General features: G+C 61.6%; 15 protein-coding genes. 11 read left to right on the top strand and 4 right to left on the bottom strand.

What is annotated here, in order from left to right; translation table 11 throughout:
• Positions 1-68: 68 nt before the first annotated feature.
• Together ilvB and ilvN are read left to right on the top strand one after the other, a co-directional pair.
• Positions 69-1,763 carry an acetolactate synthase large subunit gene (gene ilvB, locus ACMGG9_RS02090; RefSeq protein ID WP_033641840.1) on the top strand — a complete coding sequence of 565 codons (1,695 nt, stop codon included), beginning with the start codon at positions 69-71 and terminating at the stop codon, positions 1,761-1,763.
• 3 nt (positions 1,764-1,766) lie between these two features.
• Positions 1,767-2,060 (top strand): acetolactate synthase small subunit, encoded by a 294-nt coding sequence (gene ilvN, locus ACMGG9_RS02085; RefSeq protein WP_033641839.1) that lies wholly within the window; start codon positions 1,767-1,769, stop codon positions 2,058-2,060.
• A gap of 27 nt (positions 2,061-2,087) precedes the next feature.
• Here ilvN and ACMGG9_RS02080 read toward each other — a convergent pair whose 3' ends face one another.
• Complete coding sequence (locus tag ACMGG9_RS02080) at positions 2,088-2,858, bottom strand: DedA family protein (RefSeq protein ID WP_099785577.1); 771 nt, start codon at positions 2,856-2,858, stop codon at positions 2,088-2,090.
• Positions 2,859-3,073: 215 nt separating this feature from the next.
• Here ACMGG9_RS02080 and ACMGG9_RS02075 point away from each other — a divergent pair, with 215 nt between their 5' ends.
• The 3 genes from ACMGG9_RS02075 (at position 3,074) to rluA (ending at position 9,302) form a co-directional block, all read left to right on the top strand.
• On the top strand, positions 3,074-5,440 hold the full coding sequence (locus tag ACMGG9_RS02075) for a DNA polymerase II (protein ID WP_414161878.1): 2,367 nt from the start codon (positions 3,074-3,076) through the stop codon (positions 5,438-5,440).
• Between the two features lie 247 nt (positions 5,441-5,687).
• Complete coding sequence (gene rapA / locus ACMGG9_RS02070) at positions 5,688-8,594, top strand: RNA polymerase-associated protein RapA (RefSeq protein WP_414161877.1); 2,907 nt, start codon at positions 5,688-5,690, stop codon at positions 8,592-8,594.
• 57 nt (positions 8,595-8,651) lie between these two features.
• Positions 8,652-9,302, top strand: coding sequence for a bifunctional tRNA pseudouridine(32) synthase/23S rRNA pseudouridine(746) synthase RluA (gene rluA / locus ACMGG9_RS02065; RefSeq protein ID WP_033641835.1), 651 nt, complete (start codon positions 8,652-8,654; stop codon positions 9,300-9,302).
• 45 nt (positions 9,303-9,347) lie between these two features.
• On the opposite strand, the gene djlA is transcribed toward rluA, so the two are convergent.
• Positions 9,348-10,169, bottom strand: a complete 822-nt coding sequence (gene djlA / locus ACMGG9_RS02060) for a co-chaperone DjlA (protein WP_025301546.1) — start codon at positions 10,167-10,169, stop codon at positions 9,348-9,350.
• Positions 10,170-10,397: 228 nt separating this feature from the next.
• Between djlA and lptD the strand changes: the two genes are divergently transcribed.
• From lptD to apaH, 6 genes are all read left to right on the top strand, one after another.
• Positions 10,398-12,758: an LPS assembly protein LptD gene (gene lptD / locus ACMGG9_RS02055; protein WP_414161876.1), complete on the top strand. Its 2,361-nt coding sequence runs from the start codon at positions 10,398-10,400 to the stop codon at positions 12,756-12,758.
• 65 nt (positions 12,759-12,823) lie between these two features.
• Positions 12,824-14,125 carry a peptidylprolyl isomerase SurA gene (surA, locus tag ACMGG9_RS02050; RefSeq protein ID WP_033641834.1) on the top strand — a complete coding sequence of 434 codons (1,302 nt, stop codon included), beginning with the start codon at positions 12,824-12,826 and terminating at the stop codon, positions 14,123-14,125.
• Positions 14,103-15,104 carry a 4-hydroxythreonine-4-phosphate dehydrogenase PdxA gene (gene pdxA / locus ACMGG9_RS02045; protein WP_370530061.1) on the top strand — a complete coding sequence of 334 codons (1,002 nt, stop codon included), beginning with the start codon at positions 14,103-14,105 and terminating at the stop codon, positions 15,102-15,104. Before surA ends, pdxA begins: the two co-directional genes overlap by 23 nt.
• Entirely contained in the window at positions 15,097-15,915 is an 819-nt protein-coding gene (gene rsmA / locus ACMGG9_RS02040) for a 16S rRNA (adenine(1518)-N(6)/adenine(1519)-N(6))-dimethyltransferase RsmA (protein ID WP_033641833.1), read from the top strand. The genes pdxA and rsmA overlap by 8 nt, the downstream gene beginning before the upstream one ends.
• Before the next feature lie 12 nt (positions 15,916-15,927).
• A complete protein-coding gene (apaG, locus tag ACMGG9_RS02035; protein ID WP_015376624.1) occupies positions 15,928-16,305 on the top strand; it encodes a Co2+/Mg2+ efflux protein ApaG in 378 nt (125 codons plus the stop codon).
• 2 nt (positions 16,306-16,307) lie between these two features.
• Positions 16,308-17,159 (top strand): bis(5'-nucleosyl)-tetraphosphatase (symmetrical) ApaH, encoded by an 852-nt coding sequence (gene apaH, locus ACMGG9_RS02030; protein ID WP_033641832.1) that lies wholly within the window; start codon positions 16,308-16,310, stop codon positions 17,157-17,159.
• 46 nt (positions 17,160-17,205) lie between these two features.
• On the opposite strand, the gene ACMGG9_RS02025 is transcribed toward apaH, so the two are convergent.
• The gene (locus tag ACMGG9_RS02025; protein ID WP_147880098.1) at positions 17,206-19,095 is read right to left on the bottom strand and encodes a PhoX family protein; all 1,890 of its coding nucleotides are present in this window, start codon (positions 19,093-19,095) and stop codon (positions 17,206-17,208) included.
• A gap of 180 nt (positions 19,096-19,275) precedes the next feature.
• The gene (gene folA, locus ACMGG9_RS02020) at positions 19,276-19,758 is read right to left on the bottom strand and encodes a type 3 dihydrofolate reductase (protein WP_033637073.1); all 483 of its coding nucleotides are present in this window, start codon (positions 19,756-19,758) and stop codon (positions 19,276-19,278) included.
• Positions 19,759-19,895: the final 137 nt, after the last annotated feature.

Genomic DNA, 19,895 nt, shown 5'->3' with positions numbered 1-19,895 from the left:
CCGGGCGGGGTTTCTTGTTTTAGCACCCTGCCCAGAAAAGCTCACCGGCCTTGAGAAAGGACAGGAACATGGCAACTTCGGGCACGCCTCAACCGGGCACCAGTTTCACCGGCGCACAATTGATCGTTCATCTGCTGGAGCGTCAGGGCATCACCACCGTCGCCGGCATTCCCGGCGGCGCCGCGCTGCCGCTGTATGACGCGCTGAGCCAAAGCACCCGCATTCACCACGTGCTGGCGCGCCACGAACAGGGCGCGGGCTTTATGGCGCAAGGCATGGCGCGCGCCAACGGCAAAGCGGCGGTGTGCATCGCCTCCAGCGGGCCGGGCGCCACCAACCTGGTCACCGCCATCGCCGACGCCAAGCTCGACTCCATTCCGCTGGTGTGCATCACCGGGCAGGTGCCTTCCTCGATGATCGGCACCGACGCCTTCCAGGAAGTGGACACCTACGGCATTTCCATCCCGATCACCAAGCACAACCATCTGGTGCGCGATATCCGCGAGCTGCCGCAGGTGATTGGCGACGCGTTCCGCATCGCCGAGTCCGGCCGCCCCGGCCCGGTCTGGATCGATGTGCCGAAAGACGTGCAGACCGCCACCATCACCCTGGAAGAGTTGCCGCCAATCGCCGTGCCGGACGCCGCCCCGAGCTTCGATCCGGCGCTGGTTTCGCAGGCCGCCGCGATGATCAATCAGGCGAAACGCCCCATCCTCTACCTGGGCGGCGGCATCATCTGCGCCGACGCTCACCGGCAGGCGCTGGAGCTGGCCGAGCGCGCCGGTCTGCCCACCACCATGACGCTGATGGCGCTGGGCGCGATGCCGGTGGAACACCCGCTGTCGCTGGGCATGCTGGGCATGCACGCCGCGCGCAGCACCAACTTCATTCTGCAGGAGGCCGATCTGCTGATCGTGCTGGGCGCGCGCTTCGACGATCGGGCGATCGGCAAAACCGAGCAGTTCTGCCCTAACGCCGCCATCATTCACGTGGATATCGACCGCGCCGAGCTGGGCAAGGTCAAACAGGCCAACGTGGCGATCCATGCCGACGTCGGCCAGGTGCTGCAACAGCTGCTGCCGCAGATCGACACGCAGCCGCGCAGCGCGTGGCTGAACACCGTCAACGATCTGAAGCGCGAATTCCCGTTCAACATGCCGAACGCCGACGATCCGCTGAGCCATTACGGCCTGGTGCTGGCCGCCGCGCGCTGCGTGGACGACAGCGCCATCATCACCACCGACGTGGGTCAGCATCAGATGTGGGTAGCGCAGGCCTATCCGCTGAGCCGGCCGCGCCAGTGGCTGACGTCGGGCGGCCTGGGCACCATGGGCTTCGGTCTGCCGGCGGCGATCGGCGCGGCGTTGGCGGAGCCCGAACGTAAAGTGCTGTGCTTCTCCGGCGACGGCAGCCTGATGATGAACATTCAGGAAATGGCCACCGCGGTCGAGCACGATCTGGACGTGAAAATCATTTTGATGAACAACCAGGCGCTGGGGCTGGTGCACCAACAGCAAACCCTGTTCTACCAACAGCGCATCTTCGCCGCCGCCTATCCGAAGCGTACCGACTTCCTGAAAATCGCCGCCGGATTCGGGCTGGATACCTGCGATCTGAACGCCGCGGAAGATCCTCAGGCGGCACTGGCTGAGGCGATCCAGCGCCCGGGTCCCTGCCTGATCCACGCGCTGATCGATATCAACGAAAAAGTGTTCCCGATGGTGCCGCCGGGCGCCGCCAACATCGACATGATTGGAGAATAAGCCATGCTGCAACCACAAGATAAACCACAGGTGATCCTGGAGCTGGCGGTGCGCAACCATCCCGGCGTGATGTCGCACGTTTGCGGGCTGTTCGCCCGCCGCGCGTTCAACGTCGAAGGCATTCTGTGTCTGCCGTTGAAAGACGGCCAACAGAGCCGCATTTGGCTATTGGTCGCCGACGATCAGCGGCTGGAACAAATGATAAGCCAGGTGGAAAAGCTGGAAGACGTGCTGCGGGTGAAGCGCCACAGCGAAGACGTGCGGGTATTTGAACAGCTGGAAGCGTTCTTCCAGTAAGGCGAACGGGGGCTAATGCCCCCGCAATCATTGCCCGGACAGCACCTGCCACAACAGATGCCGGTACACCGGCATCAGCGGCTGTTGGCTCAGCAAATAGCCGACCGCCAACGCCGCCAGCCAACTCAATCCGCACACCACGCGCAGCCGCAGCGGCGTCAGCCAACGGCTCAGCCGATCGGCGCTGCGCTTGCCCTCGCGCCACCAGCGCCAGCTCAGCCACACCGCCAGCCAGACCAGCAGCGCCGCCGCGAGCAACAGCCACTTGAACGTCGCGCTGTTGGCGTCGGCGGGGATATCGATCGCCACCCCCGCCAGAATGCCGGGGAAGAAATAGACCGGCGGCCAGGTCAGGCAACCGATGATGTTCGGCAACGCAAACTTGTACGGCGGCAAATCGAGCATGCCGGCCACCATCGGTACCAGCGGGCGCGTCGGGCCAACGAAGCGGCCGATCAAAATGGTCGCCATGCTGTGCTGGTGCAAGGCATGTTCGGTTTTGTCGAGCAGCGCTTTGTTCTTCTTCAGGAACGACCAGCGGTGCAAAGGCCCCTTAAAGGCGCGACCGACGAAATAGGAGATCCAATCGCCGAGCAGGCAGCCGACGATGCCCGCCGCCCAGGCGTAGTAAAAATCCACCTTGCCGCTGCCGATCAGCGCGCCGATGCTAGCCATCATCACCGTGCCGGGCAACAGCAGCCCCACCAGCGCCAACGACTCCAGAAAAGCGACCAGCAGAACGACCATCAGAGTGAAAGCCAGTGACTGGGTGATCAAATCTTGTAAATAGGCTTCCATTACACCTCTGTGGATTATTCGTGCCAAACGGGGCCGAGGATTTTCCAGCGCCGCCGCTGGTGAGTCAATCGATGAATTGTATGCGTATTTGGCAACGCCGCGCGGCAATGGACAATAACTGTATAAAAACCCATACTGTAATTTATCTATATTAGCGCCAAAACCGACATCACGCTGAACGTCGCACACGCCGCCCGGCGAAAAACGAAGGGGTTATGACAGCACTGCAACAGGGGTTCCTGCTCACTCGCCACTGGCGCGACACGCCCGCCGGCACCGAGGTCGAATTTTGGCTGGCGACCGACGCGGGCCCGCGCCAGCTGCGTCTGCCGCCGCAAACCTCGGTGGCGTTTATCCCCGCCGAACAAAGGCAGCGCGCGGAACTGCTGCTGCGCGAAGAGCGGCAAGTCGAACTGAAACCGCTGGCGCTGACGGATTTTCATCACCGCCCGATGCTGGGGCTGTACTGCCGCCAGCACCGTCAGCTCATCAAGCTGGAAAAACTGCTGCGGGAAGGCGGCGTTGCGGTCTATGAAGCCGACATTCGCCCGCCCGAGCGCTACCTGATGGAACGCTTCATTACCGCGCCGGTATGGTTCAACGGCCAGGGCGACGGCAATGGGCCGTTGCTCAGCGGCCAGATGAAGCCGGCGCCGGAGTACCGCCCAACGCTAAAACTGGTGTCGCTGGATATCGAAACCACCGCCCACGGCGAGCTTTACTCCATCGCGCTGGAAGGCTGCGGCCAGCGGCAGGTCTACATGCTGGGGCCGGCCAACGGCGGCGATGAGCCGCTGGATTTCGATCTGGAATACTGCGCCAGCCGCCCTCAGTTGCTGGAACGGCTGAACGCGTGGCTGGAGCGTCACGATCCCGACGCCATCATCGGCTGGAACCTGGTACAGTTCGATCTGCGGGTGCTGCAAAAGCACGCCGAACGCTACCAAATCCCGCTGCGGCTGGGGCGCGGCGGCAACCTGCTGGAATGGCGCGAGAATGGCTTCAAGCAGAATCACTTTTTCGCCGCCGCCGCCGGCCGCCTGATCATCGACGGCATCGAGGCGCTGAAATCCGCCACCTGGAACTTTCCCTCCTTCAGCCTGGAGTACGTTTCGCAGGAACTGCTGGGCGAAGGCAAGGCGATCGACAATCCTTATCAACGCATGGCGGAGATCGACCGGCGCTTCGCCGAAGACAAGCCGGCGCTGGCCCGCTACAACCTGAAGGACTGTGAACTGGTGACGCGCATCTTCGCCAAGGCCGATCTGCTCAACTTCCTGCTGGAGCGCGCCACCGTCACCGGGCTGGCGGCCGATCGCAGCGGCGGATCGGTGGCGGCCTTCAGCCACCTCTATATGCCGCGCATGCATCGCCTGGGCTTTGTCGCCCCCAACCTCGGCGAACAGCCGGAAGAGCACAGCCCCGGCGGCTTCGTGATGGATTCCCGGCCCGGCCTGTACGATTCAGTGTTGGTACTGGACTATAAAAGCCTGTACCCGTCGATCATCCGCACCTTCCTGATCGATCCGGTCGGGTTGGTGGAAGGCATGCGCCACCCAAACGACGCCAACTCGGTGCCCGGCTTTCGCAACGCCCGCTTCTCGCGCAGCAAACACTGCCTGCCGGCGATCGTCGAGCAGATCTGGCAAGGGCGCGAGGCCGCAAAACGCCAGCACAACAAGCCCCTGTCACAGGCGCTGAAGATCATCATGAACGCGCTGTATGGCGTGCTGGGATCGAGCGGCTGCCGCTTCTTCGATCCGCGGCTGGCGTCGTCGATCACCCTGCGCGGCCACGAGATCATGCGCCAAACCCGCGAGCTGATCGAAGCCGAAGGCTATCAGGTGATTTACGGCGACACCGACTCCACCTTCGTCTGGCTGAAACAGCCGCATGACGAGCAACAGGCGGCGCAGATCGGCCGGGCGCTGGTGCAACGGGTCAACGCCTGGTGGCAACAGCATCTGCAGCAGCAGTTCGGGCTGGAGAACGCGTTGGAGCTGGAGTTCGAAACCCACTATTCCCGCTTCCTGATGCCGACCATTCGCGGCGCCGAGCAGGGCAGCAAGAAACGCTACGCCGGTCTGATCGCGCGCGCCGACGGCCAGGAAGAGATGGTGTACAAAGGCCTGGAAACGGTGCGCACCGACTGGACGCCGCTGGCGCAGCAGTTCCAGCAGCAGCTCTATCAGCGCATCTTCAAACAACAGCCCTACCAGGACTATGTGCGCGACTACGTCGGCAAAACTCTGAACGGCGACTTCGACGATCAATTGGTGTACCGCAAACGGCTGCGCAGAAAGCTCGACGACTATCAGCGCAACGTGCCGCCGCACGCCCGCGCCGCGCGCATCGCCGACGACTACAACCGCAGTCAGGGGCGGCCGCTGCAGTATCAGAACGGCGGCTGGATCAGCTACGTGATGACCGTCGCCGGGCCGGAACCGCTGGAAACCCGCCATTCGCCCATCGATTATCAGCACTACCTCGAACGTCAGCTGCAACCGGTGGCAGACGCTATACTCCCTTTCTTGCACGACGACTTCACCACGCTGGTCACCGGGCAGATGGGGCTGTTTTGAGATTGCGCCAGGTTAAGAAAAATCATCCGGTTTTGCAGGTGACGAACGCGCCGCCTTCCATTACCATAGCGCCCTTCCCAAAACTGAACCACGCTTAGCCCTGCCGTCTCGCGACGTCTGCATGGCGTGAACGGCTATTGCCCGTCAAATTTAAAACAAACCGGGATTAACCGATGTTCAGTACAGGTGCCGCGGCCCTTCCCGCCCGGTAACAAGACTTACTTACAAAGAATCGAGCCGACAATATATGCCTTTTACTCTTGGTCAACGCTGGATCAGCGACACGGAAAGCGAATTAGGACTGGGCACCGTCGTGGCGCTGGATGCGCGCATGATTACCCTGCTTTTCCCCGCCACCGGTGAAAACCGCCTCTATGCCAGAAACGATTCGCCGATCACCCGCGTGATGTTCAACCCGGGCGATACCGTCAGCAGCCACGAGGGATGGCAGCTGCAGGTGGAAGAGGTGAAAGAGGAAAACGGTCTGTTGACCTATATCGGCACCCGCCTGGACACCCAGGAAAGCGGCGTGGCGATGCGCGAAGTGCTGCTGGACAGCAAACTGACCTTCAGCAAGCCGCAGGATCGCCTGTTCGCCGGCCAAATCGACCGCATGGATCGTTTCGCGCTGCGTTTTCGCGCCCGCAAATACCAGAGCGAGCAGTATCGCCTGCCGTTCGCCGGCCTGCGCGGCATGCGCGCCAGCCTGATCCCGCACCAGCTGCACATCGCTCATGAAGTCGGCCAGCGCCATGCGCCGCGCGTTCTGCTGGCGGACGAAGTCGGCCTCGGCAAAACCATCGAAGCCGGCATGATCATCCACCAGCAACTGCTGGCGGGCCGCGCCGAGCGCGTGCTGATCGTGGTGCCGGAAACGCTGCAGCACCAGTGGCTGGTGGAGATGATGCGCCGCTTCAACCTCTACTTCTCGCTGTTCGACGACAGCCGCTACGCCGAAGCCAAGCTCGACAGCAGCAACCCGTTCGAGACCGAACAGCTGGTGATCTGCTCGCTGGACTTCGTGCGCCGCAACAAGCAGCGCCTGGAAGAGCTGGCGGACGCCCAGTGGGATCTGCTGGTGGTCGATGAAGCGCACCACCTGGCCTGGAGCGAAGAAGCGCCGAGCCGCGAATATCAGGTGATCGAACAGCTGGCCGAGCATATCCCCGGCGTGCTGCTGCTGACCGCCACCCCGGAACAGCTGGGCCAACAGAGCCACTTTGCGCGCCTGCGCCTGCTCGATCCGAACCGTTTCCACGACTACGGCGAGTTCGTCGCCGAACAGCATAAATACCGTCCGGTGGCCGACGCCGTCACCCTATTGCTGAGCGGTGAACGCCTGGCCGACGACAAGCTGAACCTGCTGGGCGAGCTGATCGACGAGCAGGACATCGAACCGCTGCTCAAAGCGGCCAACAGCGAAGGCGACAACGCCGAGCAGGCGCGCCAGGAGCTGGTGGCCATGCTGATGGATCGCCACGGCACCAGCCGCGTGCTGTTCCGCAACACCCGCAACGGCGTGAAGGGCTTCCCGCACCGCAACCTGCACCAGATCAAGCTGCCGTTGCCGACCCAGTATCAGACCGCGATCAAAGTGTCCGGCATCATGGGCGCCAAGAAATCCGTCGAAGCGCGCGCGCGCGACATGCTATATCCGGAGCAGATCTACCAGGAATTCGAAGGCGAAAACGCCACTTGGTGGAACTTCGACCCGCGCGTCGAATGGTTGCTGGATTACCTGCTGGCCAACCGCAACGAAAAAGTGCTGGTGATCTGCGCCAAAGCCGATACCGCGCTGCAGCTGGAGCAGGTGCTGCGCGAGCGTGAAGCGATCCGCGCCGCGGTGTTCCACGAAGGGCTGTCGATCATCGAGCGCGACCGCGCCGCCGCCTACTTCGCCTCCGAAGAGGAAGGCGCGCAGGTGCTGCTGTGTTCCGAGATCGGTTCCGAAGGCCGCAACTTCCAGTTCGCCAGCCAACTGGTGATGTTCGATCTGCCGTTCAATCCGGATCTGCTGGAACAGCGCATCGGCCGTCTGGACCGTATCGGCCAGATGCACGATATCCAAATCATGGTGCCTTACCTGGAGCACACCGCACAGGCGGTGCTGGGCCGCTGGTTCCACGAAGGGCTCGACGCCTTCGAACACACCTGCCCGACCGGCCGCACCATCTACGACAGCTGCTACGAGCAGTTGATCGGCTATCTGGCCGCGCCGACCGAGCAGGAGGGCCTGGACGAATTCATCCACGCCTGCCGCCAACAACATGACCAGTTGAAAGCGCAGCTGGAACAAGGCCGCGACCGCCTGCTGGAGATGCACTCCAACGGCGGCGACAAAGCCCAGGCGCTGGCCGCCGCCATCGCCGAGCAAGATAACGACGTTAACCTGGTGGGCTTCGCGCTCAACCTGTTCGACATCGTCGGCATCAATCAGGAAGATCGCAGCGACAACCTGATCGTGCTCACGCCGTCCGACCATATGCTGGTGCCGGACTTCCCGGGCCTGCCGCAGGACGGCTGCACCGTCACCTTCGATCGCGATCAGGCACTGTCGCGCGAAGACGCGCAGTTCGTCAGCTGGGAACACCCGATCATCCGCAACGGTCTGGATCTTATCCTGTCCGGCGATACCGGCAGTTGTGCGGTGTCCCTGTTGAAAAACAAAGCGTTGCCGGTCGGCACCTTGCTGGTTGAGCTGGTGTACGTGGTGGAAGCCCAGGCGCCGAAGCATCTGCAGCTGACCCGCTTCCTGCCGCCGACGCCGATCCGCATGCTGATGGACCGCAAGGGCACCAACCTGGCGGCGCAGGTCGAGTTCGAAAGCTTCAACCGCCAGTTGAACGCGGTCAACCGCCACACTTCCAGCAAGCTGGTCAACGCCGTGCAGCAAGACGTGCACGCCATGCTGCAGCAGGCGGAAAGCCTAGTGGAAGCGCAGGCTCGCACGCTTATCGAACAGGCGAAGCAAGAGGCGGACGACAAGCTGAGCGCCGAGCTGGCGCGTCTGGAAGCGCTGAAGGCGGTCAACCCGAACATCCGCGACGACGAAGTCGAGACGCTGGAGTTCAACCGCCGTCAGGTGCTGGCCAACCTCAATGAAGCCGGCTGGCGTCTCGACGCCATTCGTCTGGTGGTGGTCACCCACCAGTAACCGGCGCGACGCGGGGAGGTGGTTGCCTCCCCGTTCGGCCCTTTTCGCGGAGCCAAGATGGAACCCTACAATCCCCCGCAGGACCCGCTGCACATCCTGTATCAGGATGAACACATCATGGTGGTCAACAAGCCCAGCGGCTTGCTGTCGGTGCCCGGCCGCGCGCCGGAAAACAAAGACAGCCTGATGACCCGCATTCAGGCCGATCATCCGGCCGCCGAATCGGTGCACCGGCTGGATATGGCCACCAGCGGGGTGATCGTGGTGGCGCTCAACAAGGCCGCCGAGCGTGAGCTGAAGCGTCAGTTCCGCGAACGCGAACCGAAGAAATCCTATATCGCCCGCGTTTGGGGGCATATGGCGCATGACGAAGGGTTGGTGGATTTGCCGCTGATCTGCGACTGGCCGAACCGGCCGCTGCAAAAGGTGTGTTTTGACACCGGCAAAGCGGCGCAGACGGAATATCTGGTGCTGTCGCGCGACGCCGACGGCAGCACCCGCGTGAAGCTGACGCCGATCACCGGCCGCTCGCATCAGCTGCGGGTGCACATGCTGGCGCTGGGACACCCGATCCTCGGTGACGGTTTCTACGCCCCACCGGAGGCCAAAGCGATGGCGCCGCGGCTGCAGCTGCATGCGCAAGAGCTGCGCATCACCCACCCCGCCTTCCAGACGCCGATGCACTTTCGCGCCGAGCCGGATTTCTGAACCACATATTAAACGGGCCCGGCATGCCGGGCCCGCTTTCATCGCTTATTTAAAACCTTTCTCGCGTTTGATCAGGTCGTACGCCGCCTGGATCTCCTGCGCTTTCTGCTTGGCCATTTCCATCATCTCCGGCGGCAAGCCTTTCGCCACCAGCTTATCCGGATGGTGTTCGCTCATCAGCTTGCGGTAGGCGCGTTTGATGGTGGCGGCATCGTCGCTGCTGCGCACGCCGAGCACCTTGCACGCATCGTCGAGCGTCGGGCCGCGCTGAGCCTGCTGATAGCCGCCCTGCGAATACCCGCCCTGCTGACCACCGCCGAACTGACGCCCGCCCTCCATCATGCTGAGGAACTGATCGAACTGCGCGCGCGAAATGCCCAGCTCTTCGGCGATGACATACAGCACCTGACGTTCGTTCGGGTGCAGCGAGCCGTCGGCGAACGCCGCCTGAATCTGAATTTCCAGAAACATCCGAATCAGATCGAAGCGGCCGAAACAGATGCTGCGGAACTGCTGCAGCGTCTCACGCAGCGGGAACTGGCTCTGTTTGCCCTCGCGGAACGCCTGCTGCGCCGCAGTGCGGGCTTCGCCGTGCAGCTGCAGGCGATCCATGAACAGACTGGCGATCTGGATATCCGCCTCGGTGACACGCCCTTTGGATTTGGTCAGGTGGCCCATAACCTGAAAAGTGGTGCGGAAAAACAGCGTTTGCCGCGTTTGCTGGTCGGTGAAAAACCCCCGGCTGCGCTTGTTGCTGCGCGCCGTATCGATCATATGACCGATAATCAGCCCCAGAACTACACCCCAGAATCCCGCGCCAGACCAGATGGCGACGATGACGCCGAGCAGTTTTCCCCAATACTGCATATACTCCTCAATTATCATGCCGAAAGCCGCCCGCTCTCCTCCGTTTCAGGAAAGGGCGCAGGCGATTTTTCCTAGAATTTGGATTATCATACCTGTCATTTATCTTTGCGCCTAACGACGACGCAAGTAAACGGCTGGATTTAGCACTAGCGCAACGCAGATGAGTAATATAGTCTCTGACCGTTTGCCGGACACGACGCCTCTGATGACGGAACACCAAAACCGCGTATGAAAAAAAGTTTCCCAACACTGCTGGCCACGATGATTTGGACGGCACTCTACAGTCAGCATGCGCTGGCTGATCTGGCCGAGCAATGCATGCTTGGCGTTCCTGTTTACGACAAGCCTTTGGTCAGCGGCGATCCGAACAGCCAGCCGGTGACCATCAATGCCGATGACTCGCGCGCCGACTACCCGAAAAGCGCCCTGTTCAGCGGCAACGTGCATATCGAGCAGGGCAACAGCACCCTGACCGCCAAAGAAGTTGAGCTGAATCAGACGCAAAACCCCGGCCAGACGGAACCGGTGCGTACCGTCACCGCCACCGGCGACGTGCACTACAGCGACAATCAGATCAAACTGAAAGGCCCAAAGGCCTGGTCTAACCTGAATACCAAAGATACCGACGTCTATGAAGGCGACTACCAGATGGTAGGCCGTCAGGGGCGCGGCGACGCCGACAAGATGAAAATGCGCGGCGCCAACCGTTACACCATCCTGGAAAACGGCACCTTTACCTCCTGTCTGCCAGGCGACGACAGCTGGAGCGTGGTCGGTTCCGAAGTGATCCACGATCGCGAAGAGCAGGTGGCGGAAATATGGAACGCCCGCTTCCGCATCGGCGGCGTGCCGGTGTTCTACAGCCCGTACCTGCAGCTGCCGGTCGGCGACAAGCGCCGTTCCGGCTTCCTGATCCCGAACGCCAAGTACGGCAGCAACAACGGCTTCGAGTTCATGTTGCCGTATTACTGGAACATCGCGCCGAACTACGACGCCACCATTACCCCGCACTATATGTCCAAGCGCGGCCTGCAGTGGCAGACCGAGTTCCGTTATCTGGTGCAGCCGGGCCTCGGCCTGATGGAGTTCGACTGGTTGCCGGACGACAAGGAATACGGCAAAGATCATGACGACAACAAACGCTGGCTGTTCTACTGGAACCACAACGGCGTTATGGATCAGGTGTGGCGCTTCAACGTCGATTACACCAAGGTCAGCGATTCCAAGTACTTCACCGATCTGGACTCCAAATACGGCTCCACCACCGACGGCTACGCCACGCAGAAATTCAGCCTCGGCTACGCCAACGAAAACTGGAACGCCACGCTGAGCTCCAAGCAGTTCCAGATTTACGACGATACCGATCGCTCACAGTCGGACTCGTATAAAGTCCAGCCGCAGTTGGATCTGAATTACTACAAGAACGATCTCGGCCCGTTCGATTTCCATATTTACGGCCAGGCGGCCAAGTTCACCAGCGTTAACCCATACAGCCCTGACGCCACCCGTCTGCATATGGAGCCGACGCTGAGTCTGCCGCTCACCAACGGCTGGGCCAGCCTGAACACCGAAGCCAAGGTGATGGCGACCCATTACCAGCAGAATATTCCTGACGGTTTCGCCGCCAACTACCAGAGCCGCAAAAACGCTGCCGCGCCGGAGCTCGATGATTCGGTCAACCGCGTACTGCCGCAGTTCAAGGTCGACGGCAAGCTGGTGTTCGAGCGGCCGATGATCTGGGCCGAAGGCGCCACCCAGACGCTGGAGCCGCGCGTGCAGTACCTGTACGTGCCGTACCGCGACCAGAGCAACATCTACACCTACGACACCACGCTGCTGCAGACCGACTACTCCGGCCTGTTCCGCGATCGCACCTACAGCGGCCTGGATCGCATCGCTTCGCAGAACCGCGTGTCTACCGGTTTGACCACGCGCATTTATGATGACGCGCTGGTTGAACGTTTTAACGCTTCCGTGGGTCAAATCTACTACTTCAGCCGTTCGCGCACCGGCGATCGGGTAACCGGGTACGACAACAACGACGATACCGGCAGCGTGGCCTGGGCCGGCGATACCTATTGGAAAATCGACGATCGTTGGGGCCTGCGCGGCGGCCTGCAGTACGACACCCGCCTGAACAGCGTCTCGCTGGGCAACGGCGTGGTGGAATACCGCCAGGATGCCGAGCGCGTAGTGCAGCTGAACTACCGTTACGCCACGCCGGAATATATCCAGACGGCGTTGAACACCAAAACGGTTCCGGCCTTCCAGGACGGCATCTCGCAGGTGGGCATCACCGGCAGTTGGCCGATCGCCGATCGTTGGGCGGTGGTCGGGGCGTACTACTACGACACCCGCGCCAAACAATCCGCCGATCAGCTGGTGGGGCTGAAGTACAACACCTGCTGCTGGGCGGTGACGCTGGGCTATGAGCGCAAGATCACCGACTGGAACAACAGCAACAATACCAGCGTTTACGACAACAGAGTTTCGTTCAACGTCGAACTGCGCGGCCTGAGCAGCGATCATAGTCTCGGCTCCGCAGAAATGCTGCGCTCCGGCATTCTGCCGTATCAGCGCGCATTCTGACGCTTTGCAACACTTTGAAAACGAGAACTTTCACCCGCATTTGCGGATTACATAATGGGAAATGTATGAAGAACTGGAGAACGCTTATTCTCGGATTGGTGGTTTGCGCCAATGCCGCGTTCGCAGCACCCCAAGAAGTGGATAAAGTCGCCGCCGTCGTGGATAACGGCGTGGTACTCGAAAGCGACGTCAACGGACTGTTGCAGTCGGTGAAGCTCAACGCCCAGCAGGCCGGTCAGCAACTGCCGGACGACAAGACGCTGCGCCATCAGATCATCGAACGTCTGATCATGGATAACATCCAGCTGCAGATGGCCAAGAAAATGGGCATCACCGTCTCCGACGCCGATCTGGACAAAGCGATCGCCAACATCGCCGCGCAGAACCGCATGAGCGTCGATCAGCTGCGCAGCCGCCTGTCGTACGAAGGGCTGAACTACAACACCTACCGCGCGCAGATCCGCAAAGAGATGCTGATCTCCGAAGTGCGCAACAACGAAGTGCGCCGCCGCGTCACCATCCTGCCGCAGGAAGTGGACGCGCTGGCCAAACAGGTGGGCGCGCAGAACGGCAGCGACACCGAAATGAACATCAGCCACATCCTGATCCCGCTGCCGGAGAACCCGTCGCAGCAGCAGGTCGACAAAGCCGAAGAGCTGGCCAAACGCCTGGTGGGCGAGATCAACAGCGGCGCCGACTTCGGCAAGCTGGCGATCACTTACTCCGCCGACTCTCAAGCGCTGAAAGGCGGCAACATGGGCTGGGGCAAGCTGCAAGAGATCCCGACCCTGTTCGCTGAACGCCTGGTCAGCGCCAAGAAAGGCGACGTCGTCGGCCCAATCCGTTCCGGTGTCGGCTTCCATATCCTGAAAGTCAACGACATCCGCGGCGCCAGCCAGTCGGTGTCGGTCACCGAAGTGCATGCCCGTCACATCCTGCTGAAACCTTCGGTGGTGCTGACCGACGACCAGGCGCGCGCCAAACTGCAATCCGTGGCGGAAGCGATCAAGAGCGGTCGCGCCAAGTTTGCCGACGAAGCCAAACAGCTGTCGCAAGATCCGGGTTCTGCGATGCAGGGCGGCGATCTGGGCTGGGCTTCTCCGGACATCTACGATCCCGCCTTCCGCGATGCGTTGCTCAAGCTGAGCAAAGGTGAGATCAGCGCGCCGGTGCACTCTTCCTTCGGTTGGCACCTGATTCAGCTGCTGGATACCCGTCAGGTGGATAAGACAGACGCCGCGCAGAAAGATCGCGCTTACCGCATGCTGTTCAACCGTAAGTTCGCCGAAGAGGCGCAGACCTGGATGCAGGAACAGCGCGCCCAGGCTTACGTGAAGATCCTCGATGGCAGCGATGCGCAGCAATAAACGCGTCGTCATTACCCCCGGCGAACCCGCCGGGGTGGGGCCGGATTTGGTAGCCGCCCTGGCGCAACAGGATTGGCCTGTTGAGCTGGTGGTGTGCGCCGATCCGGCCCTGTTGCTTGAACGCGCCCAATGTTTGGGCCTGCCGCTGACGCTGCGCGACTACCAGCCGCAGCAGCCGGCCGAGGCGCAACGCGCCGGCACACTGACCGTGCTGCCGGTGTCGCTCGCTCAGCCGGTCACCGCCGGTGAACTGAACGTCGGCAACAGTGCCTACGTGGTGGAAACCCTGGCGCGCGCCTGTGACGGCTGCCTGAACGGCGAGTTTGCCGCCTTGATCACCGGCCCGGTGAACAAGGGCGTGATCAACGACGCCGGCGTGCCGTTTATCGGCCATACCGAATTCTTTGCCGATCGCAGCCGCTGCGATCGCGTGGTGATGATGCTCGCGACCGAAGAGCTGCGCGTGGCGCTGGCGACCACCCACCTGCCGCTGCTGGCGGTGCCGGGCGCCATCACGCAGCAGAGCCTGTTCGAAGTCATTCGCATCCTCGACCACGATCTGAAAACCAAATTTGGCATCGCCCAGCCGCACATTTACGTCTGCGGTCTGAATCCCCACGCCGGGGAAGGCGGCCATATGGGGCGCGAAGAGATAGACACCATCATCCCGGCGCTCGACGCGCTGCGCGCTGACGGTATCCATCTTGTCGGCCCGCTGCCGGCGGACACCCTGTTCCAGCCCAAATATCTGCAAGATGCCGATGCGGTGCTGGCGATGTATCACGATCAGGGGCTGCCGGTGCTAAAATACCAAGGGTTCGGCCGCGCGGTGAATATCACCCTCGGTTTGCCTTTCATACGCACCTCGGTCGACCACGGTACCGCTCTGGAACTGGCCGGCACCGGCACCGCCGATGTCGGCAGTTTCCAAACGGCCCTGAATCTCGCCATTAAAATGATAATTAATTGTAATGAATAACAGAGTCCACCAAGGGCACTTTGCCCGCAAACGCTTTGGACAAAACTTTTTAACCGATCAGTTTGTCATCGATAGCATTGTCTCCGCCATTCACCCGCAGCCGGGCGAAGCGGTGGTCGAGATCGGCCCCGGCCTCGGCGCCTTGACCGAACCGGTCGGCGCGCGCATGGACCGCATGACGGTGATCGAACTGGACCGCGATCTGGCCACTCGGCTGGAGAATCACCCGCAGCTGAAAGACAAGCTGACCATCCGCCAGCAGGACGCCATGACGGTGAATTTCGCCGAACTGGCCGAGGAGGCTGGCCAACCGCTGCGCGTATTTGGTAACCTGCCGTACAATATTTCGACGCCGCTGATGTTCCACCTTTTCAGCTATACTCAGGCAATCCGCGACATGCACTTTATGTTGCAGAAAGAGGTGGTCAACCGTCTGGTGGCCGGCCCGAACAGCAAGGCCTACGGGCGTTTGACCGTGATGGCGCAGTACTACTGCAACGTCATCCCGGTGCTGGAAGTGCCGCCGACCGCGTTCGCGCCGCCGCCGAAGGTCGATTCCGCCGTGGTGCGCCTGGTCCCGCACACCGAGCTGCCGAACCCGGTGGGCGACGTGCGCATGCTGAGCCGCATCACCACGCAGGCGTTCAACCAGCGGCGGAAAACCATCCGCAATAGCCTGGGCGATCTGTTCACGCCGGAGCAGCTGACGGAGCTGGGCGTCGATCCTTCGCTCAGAGCAGAGAATATTTCTGTGGCGCAGTACTGCAAGCTGGCGAACTGGCTGTCAGCCAATCCGGCGCCGCAGCAATAAGGAGTTGTTGTCATGATTGATTCGCCCCGCGTGTGTATTCAGGTTCAGAGCATCTATGTGGAATCACAGTCGATCCCTGAAGAAGAGCGTTACGTCTTCGCCTATACCATTACCATCCGCAATCTGGGGCGGACCAACGTGCAACTGCTGGGCCGTTACTGGCTGATCACCAACAGCAACGGCCGCCAAACCGAAGTCCAGGGCGAAGGCGTGATCGGCGAACAGCCCGTCATTCCGCCCGGTGGAGAGTTTCAGTACACCAGCGGCGCCATTCTGGAAACGCCGCTGGGCACCATGGAAGGCCATTACGAAATGGTTGACCATCAGGGTCAGCCGTTCCGCACCGCTATTCCCGTGTTCCGCTTAGCCATTCCAACGCTGATCCATTAATTATGTCGACATACCTTATCGGCGACGTTCACGGCTGTTTCGATGAACTGAAGTCGCTGCTGGCTCAGGTTGCGTTCGATCCCGAGCGCGATCAACTGTGGCTGACCGGCGATCTGGTGGCGCGCGGCCCCGCCTCGCTGGACGTGCTGCGCTATGTGCGCTCGCTCGGCCCGGCGGTGCGCATGGTGCTGGGCAACCACGATCTGCACCTGCTGGCGGTTTACGCCGGCATCAGCCGCAACAAACCCAAAGATCGCATCACGCCGCTGCTGGAAGCGCCGGACGCCGACGAGCTGATCAACTGGCTGCGCCGCCAACCGGTGCTGCAGGTGGATGATGAGCAAAAACTGGTGATGGCCCACGCCGGCATCACCCCGCAGTGGGACATCGACACCGCGAAAATGTGCGCGCGCGAAGTGGAGGCGGTATTGAGCAGCGACAGCTATCCGCTGTTCCTCGACGCCATGTACGGCGACATGCCGAACAACTGGGCGCCGGAGCTGAGCGGCCTGGCGCGTCTGCGTTTCAGCACCAATGCGCTGACGCGCATGCGCTACTGCTTCCCCAACGGTCAGCTTGACATGATCTGCAAAGATGCGCCGGGCAGCGCGCCGGCGCCGCTGAAGCCGTGGTTCGAGCTGCCGCGCCTGGTGGACCCGGAATACACCATCATCTTCGGCCACTGGGCCTCGCTGGAAGGCAAGGGTACGCCGGAGGGCGTGATCGGGCTGGATACCGGCTGCTGCTGGGGCGGCGATCTGACGATGCTGCGCTGGGAAGACCGCCGTTACTTCACGCAGCCCGCCAATCGCGGCGAAGCGCCTGACCACGCCGGCAGATTAGCCGCATCCTGAAACGATAAAGGCGGCCCGGTGGCCGCCTTTGTTCTGTATTGCCGCCTTACGCCCCAATCACTCCGCCATCTTCACGCGTGATCATCAACACCGATGAACGCGGGCGCGGGCTGTTGTTCGGGAAGTGCGAATCGCCTTCTTCTCCGGGATGCTGTACGTTGACGAACATCGTCTTGTAGTCCGGGGTGAAGGTGATGCCGGTCAGTTCGCAGGACTTCGGCCCCACCATGAAACGGCGGATCTCGCCGCTGACCGGATCGCCCACCAGCATCTGGTTGTTGCCCTGCCCGACGTAATCGCCCTTGTTGCTGTACTTGCCGTCGGTGAGGATCCACAGACGGCCGGCGCGATCGAAGCCCAGCCCGTCCGGGCTGTTGAAGGTGTTTTCCGCCGTGATGTTCGGCGTGCCGCGGTTGACGCCTTCGGGGTGGGCAATCGGGTTGCCGCACAGCGCATAGATGTCCCAGGCGAAGACGTCGGCGGTGGCGTCGCCGCCCTCGTCCCAGCGAATGATTTGGCCGTAGATATTGTTCGGTCGCGGGTTGGCGGCGTTCAACGGCATCCCTTCCTCGCCGCGCTTGCTGTTGTTGGTCAGCGTGCAGTACGCGCGCCCGTCATGCGGGTTCACCGCGATCCACTCCGGGCGATCCATTTTGGTGGCGCCGACCTGCTGCGCCGCCTTGCGGGCGAAGATCAGCACTTCGGCCTCATCGCGGAAACCGTTCTCCGGCGTCAGGCCGTTCTTGCCGAACTCAAGCGCAATCCAGCGCCCTTTGCCCTTCAGCGGCGTGCCGGCTTCATCGCCGTCGAACTGCGCCACGTACAGCGTCCCCTCATCCAGCAGCGTACGATTGTTGGCCGGATTGGCGGCGTCGACCACGCCTTTGGAGACGTACTTATAGATATGTTCGCCGCGCTCGTCGTCGCCCATATACACCACCAGACGGCCGTCTTTGGCCACGGTCACCGCCGCGTTTTCATGTTTGAAACGGCCGAGCGCGGTGTGCTTGATGGGCGTCGAGGTCGGATTCAACGGATCGATCTCGACAATCCAGCCGTGGCGGTTGAATTCGTTGGGATTCTTCGCCACATCAAAACGCTCATCATAGTCCGGCCAGTTGCGTTCCGGTTCGCTGACCTTCAGCGTGTAGCGCTTCTGTTCCGGCGTGGTGCGATAATCGGCCTGACGGGTGCCGAAATAGGTGTCGAAGTTTTCCTCGCAGGTCAGGTAGGTGCCCCACGGCGTCTTGCCGTTGGCGCAGTTGCCGAAGGTGCCCAGCACCTTGCGGCCGCTCGGATCGGCGGCGGTCTGCAACAGCGGATGTCCGGCGGCCGGGCCGCTGAATTGCATCTCGCTGTTGGCGGTGATGCGGCGGTTATAGCGCGACGGGCGCTCCACCTCCCAGCGCTGGCCGTCGCCGACCCGCTTGACCGCGACAATGGAGACGCCGTGCGCCGCCTGCGATTTGCGCACCTCTTCCAGGCTGGTGGCCTTGGCGCCGCCGTGGGCGAACAGGTACTGCTCGTTAACGTATTCGTTATTGATGGCCATCACGCCGTGATTGTCATCGATAGGGAAGAAGCTCATGCCATCGTTGTTGTCGCCAAACTGTTTTTCCTGATCGGCGGCGCTGTTGTTGCCCTGCGGATCGAAGGCCGGCGCGCCGTCCACCAGCGGCTCGCCCCAGGAGATCAGTACCTCGGCGCGGTAGCCCGGCGCTATCGCCACTTCATCGGCGGTAGACGCGGCGATGCCCCGGAAGCCCAGCAGCGTGTTCGGCGGCAGATCCTCGGCTAACGCCTCGGTGGAGACCGACCAGATGCCGCCGCCGAGAAAACCGGCCAGGCCGACGGCGCCGGCGCTGCCAAGCAGCAGCTTGCGGCGAGTGGGATCGATCAGGCGGTCGGCGTCTAATTGCTCAATTTGCTTGGTCATAACGTGGTTACCTTTTTAGTTATGGCGCCGCGGTCAAGATTCACCAGAGTTGCCGTGGCGCTCGGAGTTGGGCTTCATACTAATCAGGTAATGTGACGGAAAGGTTACGAATGACCGGCGCAAAAAGACCGGGGGCGCAATTGCTTGCGCCCCCGGGGATGACTGGCTAACGCGCTGAGATCAGCGGCGCTGCAGGATTTCGAAGCAGTAGCTGTGCGAGTTCAGATCGTCGGCGTCGTGGAATTCGCTGAACGTGGTTTCCCACTCGTCCGGCTCGTAATCCGGGAAGTGAGTATCGCCGCCGACTTCGGCGTCGATGTGTGTCAGGTACAGGCGATCGGCGCGCGGCAGCAACTGGGTATAGATGCGCCCACCGCCGATCACCATCACTTCTTCCACCTCACCCGCGGCGGCCAGCGCCTCATCCAGCGAGGTCACCCAGGTCACCCCGGCGGCATTGCCCGGGCGGCTGCTCAAAACGATATTGTGACGGCCCGGCAGCGGGCGGCCGATGGACTCGAAGGTCTTGCGGCCCATAATAACCGGCTTATTCAACGTGTTGCGTTTAAACCACGCAAGGTCCGCCGGCAGGTGCCACGGCATGGCGTTTTCCATGCCAATAACGCGATCCGCCGCCAAGGCAGCGATCAGGCTGATAATCATTGTTTAACCCTGTGTAGGCAGCAAAATTGGTGACACTATACGTAAAGGCCTGAGTGCCGTCGATAGGCTAATCAAGCAAGATGAATATATAAGATAGCTCTTATCAGCATATCTAATAACCAACGTGCTTTTGCCGG

It is taken from the genome of Serratia sp. BNK-10 (genome assembly GCF_047456065.1).
GTDB lineage: Bacteria > Pseudomonadota > Gammaproteobacteria > Enterobacterales > Enterobacteriaceae > Serratia > Serratia ureilytica.
Note: the sequence above shows the minus strand (reverse complement) of the source record. Positions and strands in the feature narration are given on the sequence as shown.

Coding starts and splice junctions, on each gene's coding strand:
- ilvB (WP_033641840.1), top strand. CDS start 69: ATGGCAACTTCGGGCACGCCTCAACCGGGCACCAGTTTCACCGGCGCA.
- ilvN (WP_033641839.1), top strand. CDS start 1,767: ATGCTGCAACCACAAGATAAACCACAGGTGATCCTGGAGCTGGCGGTG.
- ACMGG9_RS02080 (WP_099785577.1), bottom strand. CDS start 2,858: ATGGAAGCCTATTTACAAGATTTGATCACCCAGTCACTGGCTTTCACT.
- ACMGG9_RS02075 (WP_414161878.1), top strand. CDS start 3,074: ATGACAGCACTGCAACAGGGGTTCCTGCTCACTCGCCACTGGCGCGAC.
- rapA (WP_414161877.1), top strand. CDS start 5,688: ATGCCTTTTACTCTTGGTCAACGCTGGATCAGCGACACGGAAAGCGAA.
- rluA (WP_033641835.1), top strand. CDS start 8,652: ATGGAACCCTACAATCCCCCGCAGGACCCGCTGCACATCCTGTATCAG.
- djlA (WP_025301546.1), bottom strand. CDS start 10,169: ATGCAGTATTGGGGAAAACTGCTCGGCGTCATCGTCGCCATCTGGTCT.
- lptD (WP_414161876.1), top strand. CDS start 10,398: ATGAAAAAAAGTTTCCCAACACTGCTGGCCACGATGATTTGGACGGCA.
- surA (WP_033641834.1), top strand. CDS start 12,824: ATGAAGAACTGGAGAACGCTTATTCTCGGATTGGTGGTTTGCGCCAAT.
- pdxA (WP_370530061.1), top strand. CDS start 14,103: ATGGCAGCGATGCGCAGCAATAAACGCGTCGTCATTACCCCCGGCGAA.
- rsmA (WP_033641833.1), top strand. CDS start 15,097: ATGAATAACAGAGTCCACCAAGGGCACTTTGCCCGCAAACGCTTTGGA.
- apaG (WP_015376624.1), top strand. CDS start 15,928: ATGATTGATTCGCCCCGCGTGTGTATTCAGGTTCAGAGCATCTATGTG.
- apaH (WP_033641832.1), top strand. CDS start 16,308: ATGTCGACATACCTTATCGGCGACGTTCACGGCTGTTTCGATGAACTG.
- ACMGG9_RS02025 (WP_147880098.1), bottom strand. CDS start 19,095: ATGACCAAGCAAATTGAGCAATTAGACGCCGACCGCCTGATCGATCCC.
- folA (WP_033637073.1), bottom strand. CDS start 19,758: ATGATTATCAGCCTGATCGCTGCCTTGGCGGCGGATCGCGTTATTGGC.